Origin of the sequence: Pseudomonas sp. UV AK001, from assembly GCF_046097675.1 — a bacterium.
Lineage (GTDB): Bacteria > Pseudomonadota > Gammaproteobacteria > Pseudomonadales > Pseudomonadaceae > Aquipseudomonas > Aquipseudomonas kribbensis.
Window position 1 is genome coordinate 779,421 of the sequence record NZ_JBJUVZ010000001.1, and the last position, 15,614, is coordinate 795,034.

A 15,614-nucleotide genomic window follows, 5' to 3' on the forward strand; every position below is an offset into this window, starting at 1 on the left:
TAGTCCCTTTGTTATCTTTGTCCGCTGGTTAGGTTCAGGTTTGCGGTCAGACTGATTCGAGTTTTTAAGGAAGTCATATGAGAAAACCTAGAATATTTATAGCTTCAGCGGTAGAGAGCTTGGATGTGGCTGATGCATTCAACGTAAATCTAGATCATCAGGCTGAGGTAACGGTTTGGAAGCATGGATTTAACCTCTCTCAGAACACGATTGACTCTCTGGTGAAAATGGCCGAATCCGTCGATTTCGCCATTTTTGTTTTTACACCAGATGATATTGCAGAAATCAGAGACCAACAAAAGCACATTGTTCGAGATAATGTGCTTTTTGAACTTGGCCTGTTTGTCGGTACTTTGGGTAAAGAGCGATGCTTCATCGTTAAACCCCGAGACACCGAGTTGCATTTTCCAACTGATCTTTTGGGTCTTACACCTGCAGACTACAATGGTGGAAGGTCTGATGGGAATTTAGAGGCCGCTGTAAATCACCCATGTGTGCTAATCAAGAAGGAAGTGGCAAATTTAGGCTTGCTTTCACAAGATCTTAATATTCAGACAAAGCCACGCAGAAAGGCTGGGTATAACTACAAACTTGGCGACGTAGAGCATCGTCTATTGGCAAAGGTTCTTGAAGGCTACGCGAGCTCACCAAATGGTGTATCTGTATGGAGTACATTCAACGATCTGAAAGGGGTTGAGCAAGGAATACTTAGTTTGGCGGCAATTAAGCTAGAAAGGGTTGGATTTCTAGATAAGAGTATCGCTATAGATCACGATTATAATGGTTCTGAATATTATGCGTTCTCAATAACCGCCGATGGAATAGATTATCTGCTAGAAAATGAGGATTTACTTCACAAGGCGAATAAAAAGGTAGATGTAGATGGTTTTGATAAAGATATTCCGTTCTAGTTTTTAAAGCTAAAATTCGCTATTGCTGCTCCTGGAGTAACGAAAAAATGGGACGGATTTATTTTTTTGTCTGTCTGTCAGATTAATCGTTAGGCGTTGTTTAGGTGACAGAAGTGCATCTTTCCTTTCAGATCAAGTTTCAAGACCTACCTCGCTTCTTGGATCACTGGTCGTCAAAGTACAAATTTAAGAACGAAGAAAAGTACACGGACAACATTGGAAATCCATTGACCGAGAAATCACTGCGGCAACTTTTCGAATGGAAAAACGGGATCGAAAAAATCGCCGGACCGAAAGCTCAAAGCATTGCAGAGAACTACACCACCTCGTTCAAAGACGATCTGGCGACGCGCTACCTTGATCACAAGCAGAGCGGCAGCGCGATCTGGAATATTTTCTACCTCCATTGCTTATCGCCACGCGAGTGGCCAATTTTCGATCAGCATGTCTTCAGAGCCATGCGCTATATGAAGACCGGAAAAATTGAAGAAATTCCAGGAACAAACAAGAAAAAGTATGAGGTATACCAAAAAGAGTACATCCCTTTCTTCAAATCCTTTGGTGGTGGTGAGAAGAGGAAAGTTGACAAGGCTCTCTTTGCGTTTGGCAAGTTTCTGAAGACGGCGGCGAAGTACTCCTGACCCTTCCATCGAAAACTGGTTGTCCAGCAAGCGAGTCGCTTCTCATGTCCAAGATTAGGTTATGAGATCGAGCTAAAAAGGGGACTGATTTTTTCAGAAAATAGATCAGTCCCCCTTTTTTCAATTTTGAATGACCTGTACGTCTTCATCTATGGATGGTTTGGCTGCATGGTTTAATAAGTAATTATTTTGAGTTCTAGTATGTCAGTAAAATTTCTTCTGCGCAGCCAAACTATGGGGCCTCAGGTGGTCGTCGAAATTGATGCCGCAAGACATGAAGATATACTCTGTGCGCGCCAAACGTTGATTGATGCCAAGAATTTTGAAGAGCGATATGAAATGATCATAGGAAACTATGTGGCTCTCGAAAGATTTTTCGCTGATTACGCTCTCACGAGTCGTATTCATACAGTATATTCTTACCACAGTGCTTCAGCGATTTTTATGGAAGCAAATCGGCTTGTGATGAATCTACTCACAACGTTTAAGTCCTACTTGGATCAGTCGCCCAGAAGTTTTAAGCACTTGTCAATTGATTTCAAAGATGTTTTTACTAAGGCGACACGAAAAACATTCAGTGAATGCATTGCTTACAGGTTCATTTCCAGTATACGGAATCACGTTCAACATGCCGCCCCTCCTATTCACCTCATTACGGGCACGGATCTGCGAAAGCCTTGGATTGATCAAGGTGAGTTTTTCTGTAAAAAAGAGATTCTCGCGCAAGATAAAGACTTCAAAAAAGAAGTCCTTGACGAAATAGGAGATCAAGTTGATCTCAAAGTCGCCTTCCGGCAGTTTATGGAGTCTCTTAGCAGCCTGCATGCAGGTGTCCGTCACACATTGAGAGATTCTGTAAATCGGGGGCGGGATACATTTGAGTGTGCTATTGATGAGTATTTGAATGCTCAGCCTGATGGTAGAAGCGCTATCGGATTGGCACTGTTTAAAGAGGTCGAGGGTGGGCTCTTCCTCTCAACACCAGTATTCCTTGATTGGGATGAAACCCGAATAGAGTTAGCCAGTAAAAACAGACCATTTTGGGTTCAAGTTACCAGTCCCACAGCTTGCTGATATCTTCGTAAGTGAAGTCTTTGTATTTGCGAAAAAAGAAAAAGGGGACTGATTTATTTTTCAGAAAATAGATCAGTCCCCTTGTTTTACGTGTTCTTTTCTATTGAAGGAAAGTACCAAAAAAAAGAAAAAGGGGGCTGATTTATTTTCAAAAGAAAAAGGGGGCCAAAAGAAAAATGCAAAAGAAAAATGGGACTGATTTATTTTCCAGAAAATAGATCAGTCCCTTTGTTCTGTTTTCGTCCTCTTTGTTTCGTTCTTCAGTTCTATAGCCCCCAAAATCATGAGTGCTTTATCCAAGCTTCTATAGTCATTAATTTTCTGCTTTTCTAGGTTCGATTCCAGTAGCCTGTCAATTACCTTAATGAATTGCCTATATTTTTTTAATTTGTTTGCTGCGGAGGTTCCCGGTGCAGGAAGCTCTGGATATTCATATCCAGATAACGCTGGACTTTGATCGATCAGCGCTTTGCAAGCTGCTTGGATGTTTCTATCTACAATCGGAAAGTGATCTGGGTGGCAAAAATGAAATACTGCTGAAATTGTCGGTAACTGAAGGCCTTGAGTAGCTACGAGAGTATTGAAAAATGGTTCTAAATTCTTGAATCGATCAGATGCGTCTATAGAGACCTTTTTGATGTTAAGGATAGCCTCTATCGCGGAAATTACATCTTCTGGAAACGGAATTTGAGATTTGTAATTTTTAATTGCAATTAAAGGTGAGATTATTTCCAGAGCTTGCTTGAATGAGTCACTGGTTAATACCTTGGATGCCGTATTTAAATCATATCTGGCTACCAATGCTAGAATTTCTGAATAGCGTGCGTCTGAATATTTTGGATAGTTCGAATCAAACTGCTCCATGTATTTTTCAAGGTTTTCCAATTTGCCCCCTTTTGCCTAAGTTGAATGCACAATCGCAAGCGCCTTCGTCGAGAGAGTGCAAGTGTTATTTAATGTTTGCGCTCAGTTGTATTGGGCATGGTTAAATTTCTGGTCTTTTCATTTGCTCGGATCTCATAAAAGTCTTCGAAGGAGGGGGCGGCAATAAGTCAGCCTCTTTGTTTGCCTAACTCGCGTCCTCCTTATTTGGTTCTGGAGATGCGTTCGGACATTCATCGGTCCATTCCGTAACCGTCATGTCTTTAAGCTGCTCACCTATGGTATCGACGCGCAAGCAGGCGCCTTTCTTTGAATAGAACAGGATGCAGCGCGAGCTATCAAAAGAGCAGGTATCGAGTTCCAGGAAATTGCGTGCAGCCAGCTTGCGCTCGACACCACTGTATTCATAGCCATCGCGGGTGTGCATCCGGGTTGGCTTCCATCCTTGTTCGATCAACTTGGATCTGGCCGACACCAAGGGCTCATCGACGGCGATGCCTGCTGGGCCGTGCTTGACGTTTGTCGCTTGCGAGCCGCCGGCAAACGCAAAGCTTATACCCGTGCAATACATTGCGAGGAGCAGGATAGTCGGGGTCTTCATTTGATCGTTCCACAAAAAGGAACAGACTCCTGTCCCTTTTGATTTCTGGCTTCAATCCTTTTCAGGGCATTTGAAGTTCCAGGAATAAATCTTCATGTCTTTGACTTCTTCGCCGACAGTTCCTACACCTAAACAATCTCCGCCCTTGATGTAGTTGAAGCTGCAGTAACGGACGCCTTCGGTGCAAGACTCGATTTCACTGAAGCCTTTTCTTTGGATGACGCTTTCAACCCCGAACTCACCGGAGTAGGTCGGATTCGGCTTCCAGCCATTTTTGATCAAAGCTTTGCGGGCTTTCGAAAATGACATTCCCTCTTTGATAGGAAGGTCTGCTGCGCTGGAAAATAAACTGACGCAACCTAAAAGGCTGATGGCTAATATTTTTAGTTTCATTTAACGGTACCGCCAAAGCCTTTATATATTTTTTCTACTTCGTCGTACTCGGTATAAGGTTGGCCGGAAGGCTTTCCGTTGATCGGTCGGTTTGCCAACCCCGGTCCCATAGGCAACGCTTCCCATTTTTTTGATGCTTTTCCAACTGCCGTTTTTAAGTCGCCGCCGATCAGCGGTTCGATGGCACTCACGTTGCGCAGGAGCTCAACGGCAATCAGATCCTGGGTTCCGGGGCTGAAGTCAGTTAGCCCCATTGCTTTGATGGAGAGTTCCGACCATGTGGCTTTCGTGATCTGATACCTGCCAGAAGCTGTGGTTGAACCGCCATGACCTGGTCCTGGGTGAGTAGACTCATCACTGAATGTCCACTTCCCGGATTTCCAGCCGGCTGCCCAGCCATACCCGAATTTCGCGTGATAATCGCCACCCTCGACTTTTGCCAACGTATCCAGAAAGGCCTTCACATTTTGATTCTTTAAGAACTCCGCATTCTCGGCACGCCTCTTTTGTTGCTTGGCGTCTACGGATACAGCTTTAGGGCTGGAGTCTTTGACAGGTGTCACCGTTCTGGTGGCTACAGGTGACATTTTTCGGCCGTTTTTGCTAATGACTTCAGCCATGAGGAAAACTTCCGTTATTTGCTTTGACATCCATGTTCAATCCTCCAAAAACAGTTGGATCGTTTCGGCGAGGTGCGAGCTGACTACGTGCGTATACCCCATTGAATCGCTGACTCCGTGCTCAATGCTGCCGTCAGCTCGCTGAATGGCGTAATCAAGATTAGCCAGGGGCTCCCCTGACTCGTCGTCAATAAGCCTGAACTTGTCGCTGAAATGCACTGGCATCGACGTCAGGCCGCTGAAGGGGGCTGATACAACGGTGTCGCCAATAATGACCGTGCCGGAGCCACCCACAACCACGTTGCCGTGGCCACCGGTACTGCCTTGAGTCGCGGCATTCAGTCCATTGATAAAAACCGTCGAGCTGACCGCTCCGGTGATCGGGCTACCGCACGCGGATTTATCGGTCATCCGAGCGGCAGGAAGGCCGTCGAAATTGACATTGGGAGAGCCGCTGACAATTGGATTTGTGCCGTGCCCCGGGAGCGGGCAACTGGTGGGATCTGTGACTCGGGCTGCAGGTTTGCCGCTCACGGGAAGTTCCTTTTCAAAGATTCAGATGTCCTTGGCCTGATTGAATTAGAAATTCCGGCCACTGAGATAGCGCTTACATCAAACGTTCGGCAGAGCAGGAAGAGTGCTCTGGTGGAGGAAAGCATCAAACTTCCGCCACCCATGTACGTTTGCGCCGCACAGGATGCCTGAGGCAAATGTTGCGCTCAACATTTCTTACAATTCTTTGGTTGACGGCTTGTGAATGACCTTAAAGCAAGCAGCCCGTAACACCTTCGCGTTCGGGTCGGTTGAAGCTTTTGATACAGAGAAAAACGCATTTGGCCGAGGTTGTCAGTCTCACACCTGACAACCTCGGCCATTTTCTTTCCGGCTATTGATCTACAGCGCTCAGCTGCTTACGTCTTCACCTCAACATGATCCAACGCCTGATTCACTGCCAGCCCCGCGACCATCACCACTTGCGCGATGCCCAGCGCCGTTTTTCGGTGGCTGGGTTCCAAAATGGCGGCGAAGTTGCTGAGCATTTCGCTGGCGGAATCGAGGGATTCGCTGGCGTTGGCCAGGAGGGATTCGCTGTTGTAGGCGGGGTTGGCCAGGAACATGGGGTCGTGTTTGGTGTGGCTGCCCATGATGCGTTGTTGTGGGGTGAGGTAGTGGTCGAGGGCGCGTTCGGCGGCTTCGTTGAGGGTTCGGGAGTCGGGGAATTTGTAGGGTGAAACCGGATCGGTTTCTGGTGGGTTGGGTGTTGGTTTGATCATTGATGTAACTCCAGTACTGATTAAATTGGAGTCGACCACTCTCGCTACCAAACGAGGGGGTGGCGACCATACGCAGGTTGGTAGACCGGAGCACTGGAACCGGCGCTTCCGAAGAAGCCCTGAGCATGGCCACCATAAATCCAGTCGCATGAATGCAACTGCATGAGGTGACGCAATGCGTCAGCGCTGCGGGCTACCAAACCCGATCACTGGTTTTCAGTGACCATGGAACGATAAGACCCGCGTATTAGACGCACAAGCCGGCGGATTCTGGCGTAGTCGTAGGTAATGACGCAAGGTTGTGTAGCCTTGGGGACGTTACGGTTGGTGTCTTTTAAACGGGGTTTTGGGAGGGAGTAAACAAGTGGGTTGAAGAGCGGCCCTCACCCCAGCCCTCTCCCGGAGGGAGAGGGGGCCGACCGAGGTGTCTTGCGCTTTACATCGACCTGAGAGACCGAGTTGATTATGGATTCAACGCGGTATGTGCAGGTTGGTTTAGATCTTTAGGTGGGTGTCGGAAATGTCCCACGCTGATTCATTTGCCATCGAGGGGGCCGACATTTAAGGCGGGCTCGGGCTAGGGATTCTCGGGGCGGCTAAGCAACGTTTCAATCTTAGCCAGCGGGGGCCGCTCCTGGCTGCGATCAAAAACCTGCACCCCAACCTTGAGCAACCGCCCATTCTCCGCCCCCCCAATCACCTGCTCACACCGCAACAACAACCTCCCTTGATCACACTCCATCGCCTTGACCCCCATCGGCAACTTGCCTTCCAACCTCAATTCCGCCATCCGACTCTGCGCCGCAATCATCGCAATTGACCGATCCCGCAAAACCCCGCTGCTCTGCGTCATCAACCCCGCCACGCGCACGGCGGCGGACATGGCGACGGCGATGATCGCCAGTGCGACGAGGACTTCAATCAGGGTGAATCCGGCTTGAGGGGAGGGGGTGCGCATCGGGGGCTCGGGCAGTCGGGCAGCCCTTGACGCTAACGCCCGTGCTTGACGGCTTGACGACGAAAACACCCGAGGATTTTCAACATCCCTGACATATCTTCTTGCAACACTGCGCGTCGAATCGAATCAAGCCAGGGAATGACGAGATGGATATCGCGCAGTTCAAACAGCCCAGTCGACCGAGCCGGATGCCCCGTGGGCAGCAGGGTTTCACGCTGATCGAGATCATGGTGGTGGTGGTGATTCTCGGGATTCTGGCGGCGATGGTGGTGCCCAAGGTGCTCGACCGGCCGGATCAGGCGCGGGCCACGGCGGCGAAGCAGGACATTGGCGGGTTGATGCAGGCGCTGAAGCTGTATCGCCTCGATCACGGCACTTACCCGAGTCAGAGCCAGGGCCTGAAGGTGCTGGTGGAGCGGCCGGCCGATGCGAAGAACACCAACTGGCGCTCGTACCTGGAGCGCCTGCCGAATGACCCGTGGGGTCGTCCTTATCAGTACCTCAATCCCGGTGCCAACGGCGAGATCGACATCTTTTCCCTCGGCGCCGACGGCCAGCCTGACGGCGAAGGCGTGAATGCCGACATCGGTTCCTGGCAGTTGTAAGGCCGGTCATGAACAGCCAATCGAACCAGCAGGGGATGGCGATCATCAGTGCGCTGCTGATTGCGGCGGTGGTCGCGGTGATCGCTGCCGGCATGCTGACCCGCCAGAGCGTTTCGACCCGGGCGCTGGAAGCCGAGCAACTGCGCGTGCAGGGCCGTTGGGTGTTGCACGGCGGGTTGGAGATCAGCCGGCAATTGTTGTGGGATGCGCGGCAGCGCGATCCGCTGACTCGGCTCGATCAGCCATGGGCGCAGCGGTTGAACACCGAGGGTTTCGAGGGGCGGCTGGAGGACGAGCAGGGCAAGTTCAACCTGCGCAATCTGGTGGCCAACGAGCGAATCGATGATGCGCAGGTGCAGGCTTTCGAGCGTTTGTGCGAGTTGATTGGTGTCAGCAGCGGTTTGAGCCGGCGCATCAGTCAGCGGGTGATCGGCTCTTATCCGCACCTGTTGAATGCCCAAGTGGTGGACAAGCCTGTGGCGAAAAACACTTTCGACAGCGGGCGCGCCACGTCGCCGTCCGCTTCGCGCAAACCGCAATCGCCGACTCTGCCGATGCTGCGCACGCTTGACGATTTGCGCAGTGTCGACGGGGTCAACGATGCGCTGTTGGCGAAACTGGCGCCGTACCTGACGGTGATTCCGGCGACCACCTGGCTCAATGGCAACACGGCCACGGCGCCGGTGCTGGCGGCGTATGTGCCGGGGCTGTCGCTGGAGCGGGCGCAGGCGTTGATCAATGAGCGTGACGCCGGGCGCTGGTTTATCAATCGCGGGGATTTCGTCAATCGCCTGCGACTGCCGCAACTGGAGATCACCAGCGTCAAGGTCGGCATCACCAGCGACTGGTTCCGACTGCGCGGGCAGGCGCGGCGCGATCAGCGGCGGGTGAGCCTCGATGCGTTGCTGCATCGCAGCCAGGATCGTTTGCCACAAGTGATCTGGTCGCGGGTGGGCGTATGAGCCAGTTGCGCGTGAGTTTGCCGCCGCTGGCGGAGCTTAGTCTCGACAGTGAAGTGGATTGTGCGTGGCTGGATCGTCAGGGGCAGGTCACCCGCCAGGAACGCGTGCGACTTGGCGCGCTGCCGAAGCAACCGCTGGTGTGCTTTCTGCACCCGTCGGACAGCCTGCTGGCGAGCATCGATTTGCCGCCGCTGCCCGCGAACAAAACTGCTGCGGCGGTGCAATGTGCGGCGCAGGCCTTGATGCTCGGTGACAGTGCCGAGATGCACATCGCCCACAGCACTCGCAATGAAAGCGGCCAGGTGCAGATTGCCTGGGTTTCACGCAAGGATTTGCAGCTCCTCGGGCAATTCGGCCTGAACCTCAAAGGCCTGTACCCGGCGGCTTATAGCTTACCGGTGATGGCGGGCGGCGTCGGCTGCCTGCAAGACGATCATCTGTTGCTGCGCCACGGCCCGAATGCGGCGCAGGTGCAGCCGATGATCGACGAAGCATGGCTGCTCGAAACCGGTCTGCCGGCGCACTGGATCGGTGACGGCGCGCCAGAAGCGGTGCAATCGACATTGGCCGACACGCAACGTTGCGCCGGCCCGTTGCCGAATTGGGGCCTGCACGGCGGCCTTCAGCAACCGGGCACCGAACATCGCGGTTGGGGCAGGGCGCTCGGTTGCTGTGCGCTGGCACTGGCGGTGTGGGTGATCGGTTTGAACCTGTACGCCGCCCGCGAGGCCGGGCAGGGCCAGCAGCTCAAGGCGCAGATGGCGCAGCGGGTGAAGCAGGCGTTTCCCGAGTTGCCGGTGATCCTCAATCCGCTGCAACAGGCCCGTCAGCAAATCGCGGCGCGCCAGCAAGGCGCGGTGGATGCGCCGGGGCAGGACTTCACGCGGCTGGTGTTGCAGGCCGGCAGCGGCATGCCGTCCATGGCGGGCACGGTGCAGCGTCTGGAGTTTGTCGACGGTGCGTTGCAACTGAGTCTGCTGCCCGAGGCCCGGCGTTCGGGCAACGACAAGGACTGGCAAGGCACGCTGGCCCAGGCCGGCATCAGCATCAGCCCGAATGACGACGGCTGGGTCCTGCGCCCGGCCGGCGAGGCGACCGCCGCCACCGACAACGACGACAGCAGCGGAGCCGAAGATGAATAGCCCATCGCTTGCGAAATACCGCGCCGGCTGGCAGCGCTTCAATGCTCAGTTGCAGGCCCGTTGGCAGCCGTTGGCCGTGCGGGAAAAACGCATGGTCGGCGGTATGGCGGCGCTGCTGTTGGGGCTGTTTGTGTGGGTGGCGTTGGTTCAACCGCCGCTGAAGAAGATCGCCGCCTCGCAAGTCGAAACCCCGAAACTGCGCGCCCAGGCCGAAGCGCTGGAAGTGCTGTTGCGCGACGTCAGCGTGCGCCCGGACGGGCAGAACCTGGAGCAGTCGATGCAGCAAACCTTGCAGGCCAGCGGACTGGGTGGCCATTACCAATTGGCGGCCGCGTCCGCCGGCTGGCAGTTGACCTTCGACGCCGCACCCGCCGACGCCGTGCTCGACTGGCTGCTGAGCCAACCCCGGAATTTTTCACTGCAAGTGGTCGAGGCCCGTCTGCAACGCGCAGACGACGCCGCGACCGATGACACGGCCGGCACTCTGTCGGGCACCGTACGCATGGATCAGGCGCTGGGCGCTAAGGAAGCTTCATGAAGGGGTCAGGGTCCAAACGCATGGCGTTGCCGATGTTGTTGATGGCATTGAGCGCGTGCAGCAACACCACACCACCGAATCAACCGCCGCTGCTGGTGGACAGCGAACTCGGCCGGCCGCTGGCCAACACCCAGCGCAGCGGCGACGCGGTGCTCGACCGCGAGCGTGCGCAGGCTCAGGCAAGACCTGCGCCGAAGCAATTGCACAACATCACCGAACGCGCCCGCAGCGGTGTTTCGGCCCGGGGCACGACGTTGCCGGCCAATCCGTTGGGCGATCAACCGGTGACGCTGAACTTTGTCGACGCGGATATTCAAGCGGTGGTGCGGGCGTTGTCGCGCTCGACCGGTCAGCAGTTTCTGGTCGATCCTCGGGTCAAGGGCAACCTGACGCTGGTCTCCGAAGGTCAGGTGCCGGCGCATCAGGCCTACGACATGCTGCTGGCGGCGCTGCGCATGCAGGGTTTCAGCGTGGTGGATGTCGGCGGCGTGGCGCAGGTGGTGCCGGAGGCCGACGCCAAGTTGCTCGGCGGGCCGATCTACAGCGCCGACAAACCGGCCGGCAACGGCATGCTCACCCGCACGTTCCGCCTGCAATACGAGAACGCGGTGAACCTGATCCCGGTGCTGCGCCCGATCGTGTCGCCGAACAACCCGATCAACGCTTATCCGGGCAACAACACCATCGTCGTCACCGACTATGCGGAGAACCTGACGCGGGTCGCGCAGTTGATTCAGGGCATCGACACCCCGAGTGCCATCGACACCGACGTGGTGCAGATCCAGAACGGCATCGCCGCCGACATCGCACCGATGGTCGCCGACCTGCTCGACGCACCGGGCAACGATCCGACCCAGAAAATCGCTGTGATCGGCGATCCGCGCTCCAACACCATCATCATTCGCGCCGGCAGCCCGGAGCGCACGGAGCTGGCGCGCAACCTGATCTACAAACTCGACAACGCCCAGAGCAACCCGAGCAACCTGCACGTGGTGTATCTGCGCAACGCTCAGGCCGGCAAACTGGCTCAGGCCCTGCGCGGTTTGCTGACCGGCGAAAGCGACAGCGGCACCAGCGACAATGCGCGCTCGGTGCTCAGCAACATGGGCAGTTCCACCAACTCGGGCGGTGGGCAGAACGGCCAGAGCGGTACGCAAACCAACGGTTCGACTTCGACCACCAACAGTGGCAGCACCGGCGGCAGCTACGCCCAGGGCAGCAGCACTGGCAGTGGCAGCAGCAACGCGCAAAGCAGCGAGCAGAACGTCGCGTTCAGCGCCGGCGGCGTGACCATTCAGGCGGACGCCACCACCAACACCTTGCTGATTTCCGCGCCGGAACCGCTGTACCGCAACCTGCGGGAAGTCATCGATCTGCTCGACCAGCGCCGCGCGCAAGTGGTGATCGAAAGCCTGATCGTCGAAGTCGGCGAGGACGACGCCAGCGAATTCGGCGTGCAATGGCAGACCGGCAATCTGGCCGGTAATGGCGTGATCGGTGGCGCCAACCTTGGCGGCTCGGGGATCAACGTCAACGGCAAGACCAGTGTCGACGTGTTGCCCAAAGGCTTGAACCTCGGCTACGTCAACGGCACCGTCGATATCCCCGGCATCGGCAAGATTCTCGACCTGAAAGTGCTGGCCCGGGCGCTGAAGAGCAAGGGCGGCACCAACGTGCTGTCGACGCCGAACCTGCTGACCCTGGACAACGAAGCGGCGAGCATTTTCGTCGGCCAGACCATCCCGTTTGTCAGCGGCAGCTACGTCACCGGCGGCGGGGGCACCAGCAACAACCCGTTCCAGACCGTGACCCGCGAAGAGGTCGGTTTGAAGCTCAACGTGCGGCCGCAGATCTCCGAGGGCGGTACGGTCAAGCTCGACATCTATCAGGAAGTCAGCAGCATCGACGAGCGCGCTTCGGCGGCTTCGACGTCGGCGGGGATCGTCACCAGCAAACGTGCGATCGACACCAGCATCCTGCTCGACGACGGGCAGATCATGGTGCTCGGCGGCCTGCTGCAGGACGGCTACAGCCAGAGCAATGACGCAGTGCCGTGGCTGTCGAGCATTCCGGGGCTGGGCGCGCTGTTTCGCAACGAACGCCGCTCGATCACCAAGACCAACCTGATGGTGTTCCTGCGCCCGTACATCATCCGCGACAGCGCGGCGGGCCGCAGCATCACGCTCAACCGCTACGACTTCATGCGCCGCGCTCAGGGCGGTCTGCAACCGGAGCGCAGCTGGGCGATGCCGGACATGCAGGCGCCGCAATTGCCAACCGCTGCGCAGGGCGTGCCGGCAGCCGTTCCGACCTCCGGGCCGCGCGCTGTCATCAAGGCTGTGCCGATTGAAGCAGGCCCGCGGTTATGAGCAGCTTGCCCTACGCCTGGGCCAAGGCGCAGCGGATTCTGCTGCGCGACGGCGTGCTGACGGTGTGCCCGTCGACGCCGGGCTGGTCGATCAGCGAGGTGCGCCGGCAGTTCGGCGCGGCGAAGCTTGAGCGGGTGCGTGATGACGAACTCGACGGCCTGCTCGCCACGGCCTACGCCGATACCGGCAGCGCGGCGGCGGTGGTCGGCGCGGCGGAAAACGAAGTTGACCTCGACCGCCTGATGCAGGACATGCCGGAAATCACCGACCTGCTCGACACCCAGGACGGCGCGCCGGTGATCCGCATGATCAACGCCTTGCTCACGCAAGCGGCGCGGGACGAGGCCAGCGACATTCACATCGAACCGTTCGAAACCCATTCGGTGGTGCGCTACCGGGTCGACGGCACCCTGCGCGACGTGGTGTCGCCGCGCAAGGCATTGCACGGTGCGCTGGTGTCGCGGATCAAGATCATGGCGCAGCTCGATATCGCCGAAAAACGCCTGCCGCAGGACGGGCGCATTGCGTTGCGCGTAGCGGGGCGGCCGATCGACATTCGTGTTTCCACCGTGCCCACAGGTCATGGCGAGCGAGTGGTGATGCGTTTGCTCGACAAGCAAGCCGGGCGCCTGCATCTGGAAACCCTGGGCATGGACGCGCAGGTGCTGGCCAAGCTCGATCACCTGATCCGCCAGCCCCACGGCATTGTGCTGGTCACCGGCCCGACCGGTAGCGGCAAGACCACCAGTCTTTACGCGGCGCTGGCGCGGCTCGATGCGAGCACCAGCAACATTCTCACCGTGGAAGACCCGGTGGAATACGACTTGCCGGGCATCAGCCAGATTCAGGTCAACGCCAAGATCGACATGACGTTTGCCCTGGCCTTGCGTGCGATTCTGCGGCAAGACCCAGACATCATCATGATCGGCGAGATCCGCGACCTCGAAACCGCACAGATCGCGGTGCAGGCTTCGCTGACCGGTCACCTGGTGTTGGCGACGTTGCACACCAACGACGCGGTGTCGGCGGTCAACCGTCTGGTCGACATGGGCGTCGAGCCGTTTCTGCTGGCCTCGTCGATGCTCGGCGTTCTGGCCCAGCGCTTGGTTCGACGGCTGTGCAATCAGTGCAAACAGGAAGACCCGGCGACGCCCGGCACCTGGCGCCCGGTGGGTTGTACGGCGTGCAATCACACCGGTTACAGCGGTCGTACCGGCATTCATGAATTGTTCTGCATCGACGACGACATCCGCACCCTGATTCACCAAGGGGCAGGGGAGCAGGCGTTGCGTGCGGCGGCGAGCAAGGCCGGGATGTTCAGCCTGCGTGAAGACGGCGAGCGCTGGATTCGCAGCGGTGCCACGGCGCCGGAAGAAATCCTTCGTGTGACACGGGACGCCTGATGAATCGCTATCGTTTTGAAGCCGCCGATGCCAGCGGCAAGATCGAATCCGGGCATCTCGAGGCGGACAGTCAGGGCGCGGCGTTTGGCGTGCTGCGCGGTCGTGGTTTGACGGCGTTGTCGGTAGAGAAGGAAAGCAACGTCTCCCAGCACGGCGGCGGTGGCATGTTCAGCGCCAAGCTGTCGGACAACGATCTGGCCTGGGCCACACGGCAGCTGTCGAGCCTGCTCGGCGCCAGTCTGCCGCTGGAAGCTGCACTGAGCGCCACGGTCGAGCAGGCCGAGAAAAAACACATCGCCCACACCCTCAGCGCCGTTCGTGCCGACGTACGCAGCGGCATGCGTCTGGCCGAAGCGCTGGCGGCGCGGCCACGGGATTTTCCGGAGATTTACCGGGCGCTGATTGCGGCGGGCGAAGAGTCCGGAGATCTGGCGCAGGTGATGGAGCGGCTGGCGGATTACATCGAGGAACGCAACAACCTGCGCGGCAAGATCCTCACCGCATTCATCTATCCGGGCGTGGTCGGGCTGGTGTCGATCGGCATCGTGATTTTCCTGCTGAGTTATGTGGTGCCGCAGGTGGTCAGCGCGTTTTCCCAGGCGCGGCAGGACCTGCCGGGGCTGACGCTGGCGATGCTCAATGCCAGTGATTTCATCCGCGCGTGGGGCTGGTTGTGCGCGGGCGTCATGGCCGGTGCGTTCTGGAGCTGGCGGATGTACCTGCGCAACCCGGCGGCGCGCCTGAGCTGGCATCATCGGGTGTTGAAGCTGCCGTTGATCGGGCGGTTTGTGCTGGGACTGAACACCGCACGGTTCGCCTCGACGCTGGCGATTCTCGGTGGCGCCGGGGTGCCGTTGTTGCGGGCACTGGAGGCGGCGCGGCAGACCTTGTCCAATGATCGTTTGAGCCTGAGCGTCAATGAGGCCACCGCCAAGGTGCGTGAGGGCGTCAACCTGGCGGCCGCGCTGAAAGTGGAGAACGTGTTTCCTCCGGTGCTGATTCACCTGATCGCCAGCGGCGAGAAAACCGGTGCGCTACCGCCGATGCTCGAACGTGCTGCACAAACCCTGTCCCGCGATATCGAACGTCGGGCGATGGGTATGACCGCGTTGCTGGAGCCGTTGATGATCGTGGTGATGGGCGGGGTGGTGCTGGTGATCGTGATGGCGGTGCTGTTGCCGATCATCGAGATCAATCAGCTGGTGCAGTAAATTTTTCCAATCTTTTTTCCTCTCATCCAA

17 protein-coding genes are annotated in these 15,614 nt (G+C 56.7%); 10 read left to right on the plus strand and 7 right to left on the minus strand.

Features of this window, described 5'->3' with window-relative positions; translation table 11 throughout:
- The first annotated feature begins 77 nt into the window (after nucleotides 1–77).
- From ACKLNA_RS03660 to ACKLNA_RS03670, 3 genes are all read left to right on the plus strand, one after another.
- Nucleotides 78–911, plus strand: a complete 834-nt coding sequence (locus ACKLNA_RS03660; protein WP_408984885.1) for a TIR domain-containing protein — start codon at nucleotides 78–80, stop codon at nucleotides 909–911.
- A 227-nt stretch (nucleotides 912–1,138) separates the two neighbouring features.
- A complete protein-coding gene (locus tag ACKLNA_RS03665; protein ID WP_408984886.1) occupies nucleotides 1,139–1,552 on the plus strand; it encodes a hypothetical protein in 414 nt (137 codons plus the stop codon).
- A 201-nt stretch (nucleotides 1,553–1,753) separates the two neighbouring features.
- A complete protein-coding gene (locus tag ACKLNA_RS03670) occupies nucleotides 1,754–2,626 on the plus strand; it encodes a hypothetical protein (RefSeq protein WP_408984887.1) in 873 nt (290 codons plus the stop codon).
- A 219-nt stretch (nucleotides 2,627–2,845) separates the two neighbouring features.
- Here the strand turns inward: ACKLNA_RS03670 and ACKLNA_RS03675 are convergent, their stop codons facing one another.
- The 7 genes from ACKLNA_RS03675 to gspI form a co-directional block, all read right to left on the minus strand.
- Nucleotides 2,846–3,511: a hypothetical protein gene (locus ACKLNA_RS03675; RefSeq protein WP_408984888.1), complete on the minus strand. Its 666-nt coding sequence runs from the start codon at nucleotides 3,509–3,511 to the stop codon at nucleotides 2,846–2,848.
- Between the two features lie 184 nt (nucleotides 3,512–3,695).
- Entirely contained in the window at nucleotides 3,696–4,109 is a 414-nt protein-coding gene (locus ACKLNA_RS03680; protein ID WP_408984889.1) for a hypothetical protein, read from the minus strand.
- A gap of 51 nt (nucleotides 4,110–4,160) precedes the next feature.
- Complete coding sequence (locus ACKLNA_RS03685) at nucleotides 4,161–4,502, minus strand: hypothetical protein (RefSeq protein ID WP_408984890.1); 342 nt, start codon at nucleotides 4,500–4,502, stop codon at nucleotides 4,161–4,163.
- A complete protein-coding gene (locus tag ACKLNA_RS03690; RefSeq protein ID WP_166223016.1) occupies nucleotides 4,499–5,122 on the minus strand; it encodes a glycoside hydrolase family 104 protein in 624 nt (207 codons plus the stop codon). Before ACKLNA_RS03690 ends, ACKLNA_RS03685 begins: the two co-directional genes overlap by 4 nt.
- Before the next feature lie 36 nt (nucleotides 5,123–5,158).
- Nucleotides 5,159–5,656: a PAAR domain-containing protein gene (locus ACKLNA_RS03695; protein WP_260519765.1), complete on the minus strand. Its 498-nt coding sequence runs from the start codon at nucleotides 5,654–5,656 to the stop codon at nucleotides 5,159–5,161.
- Between the two features lie 377 nt (nucleotides 5,657–6,033).
- Nucleotides 6,034–6,396, minus strand: coding sequence for a DUF6124 family protein (locus ACKLNA_RS03700; protein ID WP_408984891.1), 363 nt, complete (start codon nucleotides 6,394–6,396; stop codon nucleotides 6,034–6,036).
- A 577-nt stretch (nucleotides 6,397–6,973) separates the two neighbouring features.
- Nucleotides 6,974–7,354 (minus strand): type II secretion system minor pseudopilin GspI, encoded by a 381-nt coding sequence (gspI, locus tag ACKLNA_RS03705; RefSeq protein ID WP_408984892.1) that lies wholly within the window; start codon nucleotides 7,352–7,354, stop codon nucleotides 6,974–6,976.
- A 146-nt stretch (nucleotides 7,355–7,500) separates the two neighbouring features.
- On the opposite strand from gspI, the gene gspG reads away from it, so the two are divergent.
- The 7 genes from gspG to gspF are packed head-to-tail and all read left to right on the plus strand — an operon-like array spanning nucleotide 7,501 to nucleotide 15,584.
- Nucleotides 7,501–7,959, plus strand: coding sequence for a type II secretion system major pseudopilin GspG (gspG, locus tag ACKLNA_RS03710; RefSeq protein WP_408984893.1), 459 nt, complete (start codon nucleotides 7,501–7,503; stop codon nucleotides 7,957–7,959).
- Nucleotides 7,960–7,967: 8 nt separating this feature from the next.
- The gene (gene gspK, locus ACKLNA_RS03715) at nucleotides 7,968–8,921 is read left to right on the plus strand and encodes a type II secretion system minor pseudopilin GspK (protein ID WP_408984894.1); all 954 of its coding nucleotides are present in this window, start codon (nucleotides 7,968–7,970) and stop codon (nucleotides 8,919–8,921) included.
- Nucleotides 8,918–10,063: a type II secretion system protein GspL gene (gene gspL, locus ACKLNA_RS03720; protein WP_408984895.1), complete on the plus strand. Its 1,146-nt coding sequence runs from the start codon at nucleotides 8,918–8,920 to the stop codon at nucleotides 10,061–10,063. Before gspK ends, gspL begins: the two co-directional genes overlap by 4 nt.
- Nucleotides 10,056–10,601, plus strand: coding sequence for a type II secretion system protein GspM (gene gspM / locus ACKLNA_RS03725; RefSeq protein WP_408984896.1), 546 nt, complete (start codon nucleotides 10,056–10,058; stop codon nucleotides 10,599–10,601). The genes gspL and gspM overlap by 8 nt, the downstream gene beginning before the upstream one ends.
- On the plus strand, nucleotides 10,598–12,970 hold the full coding sequence (gspD, locus tag ACKLNA_RS03730; protein WP_408984897.1) for a type II secretion system secretin GspD: 2,373 nt from the start codon (nucleotides 10,598–10,600) through the stop codon (nucleotides 12,968–12,970). Before gspM ends, gspD begins: the two co-directional genes overlap by 4 nt.
- The gene (gspE, locus tag ACKLNA_RS03735; RefSeq protein WP_408984898.1) at nucleotides 12,967–14,373 is read left to right on the plus strand and encodes a type II secretion system ATPase GspE; all 1,407 of its coding nucleotides are present in this window, start codon (nucleotides 12,967–12,969) and stop codon (nucleotides 14,371–14,373) included. The genes gspD and gspE overlap by 4 nt, the downstream gene beginning before the upstream one ends.
- Complete coding sequence (gene gspF / locus ACKLNA_RS03740; RefSeq protein WP_408984899.1) at nucleotides 14,373–15,584, plus strand: type II secretion system inner membrane protein GspF; 1,212 nt, start codon at nucleotides 14,373–14,375, stop codon at nucleotides 15,582–15,584. Before gspE ends, gspF begins: the two co-directional genes overlap by 1 nt.
- Nucleotides 15,585–15,614: the final 30 nt, after the last annotated feature.

What these genes read in the sequence shown, in the direction of transcription:
- ACKLNA_RS03685 (WP_408984890.1), bottom strand. Translation starts at nt 4,502, where the DNA reads ATGAAACTAAAAATATTAGCCATCAGCCTTTTAGGTTGCGTCAGTTTA.
- gspG (WP_408984893.1), top strand. Translation starts at nt 7,501, where the DNA reads ATGGATATCGCGCAGTTCAAACAGCCCAGTCGACCGAGCCGGATGCCC.
- gspM (WP_408984896.1), top strand. Translation starts at nt 10,056, where the DNA reads ATGAATAGCCCATCGCTTGCGAAATACCGCGCCGGCTGGCAGCGCTTC.
- ACKLNA_RS03690 (WP_166223016.1), bottom strand. Translation starts at nt 5,122, where the DNA reads ATGGCTGAAGTCATTAGCAAAAACGGCCGAAAAATGTCACCTGTAGCC.
- ACKLNA_RS03680 (WP_408984889.1), bottom strand. Translation starts at nt 4,109, where the DNA reads ATGAAGACCCCGACTATCCTGCTCCTCGCAATGTATTGCACGGGTATA.
- gspD (WP_408984897.1), top strand. Translation starts at nt 10,598, where the DNA reads ATGAAGGGGTCAGGGTCCAAACGCATGGCGTTGCCGATGTTGTTGATG.
- gspE (WP_408984898.1), top strand. Translation starts at nt 12,967, where the DNA reads ATGAGCAGCTTGCCCTACGCCTGGGCCAAGGCGCAGCGGATTCTGCTG.
- gspK (WP_408984894.1), top strand. Translation starts at nt 7,968, where the DNA reads ATGAACAGCCAATCGAACCAGCAGGGGATGGCGATCATCAGTGCGCTG.
- gspI (WP_408984892.1), bottom strand. Translation starts at nt 7,354, where the DNA reads ATGCGCACCCCCTCCCCTCAAGCCGGATTCACCCTGATTGAAGTCCTC.
- ACKLNA_RS03700 (WP_408984891.1), bottom strand. Translation starts at nt 6,396, where the DNA reads ATGATCAAACCAACACCCAACCCACCAGAAACCGATCCGGTTTCACCC.
- ACKLNA_RS03660 (WP_408984885.1), top strand. Translation starts at nt 78, where the DNA reads ATGAGAAAACCTAGAATATTTATAGCTTCAGCGGTAGAGAGCTTGGAT.
- gspL (WP_408984895.1), top strand. Translation starts at nt 8,918, where the DNA reads ATGAGCCAGTTGCGCGTGAGTTTGCCGCCGCTGGCGGAGCTTAGTCTC.
- gspF (WP_408984899.1), top strand. Translation starts at nt 14,373, where the DNA reads ATGAATCGCTATCGTTTTGAAGCCGCCGATGCCAGCGGCAAGATCGAA.
- ACKLNA_RS03670 (WP_408984887.1), top strand. Translation starts at nt 1,754, where the DNA reads ATGTCAGTAAAATTTCTTCTGCGCAGCCAAACTATGGGGCCTCAGGTG.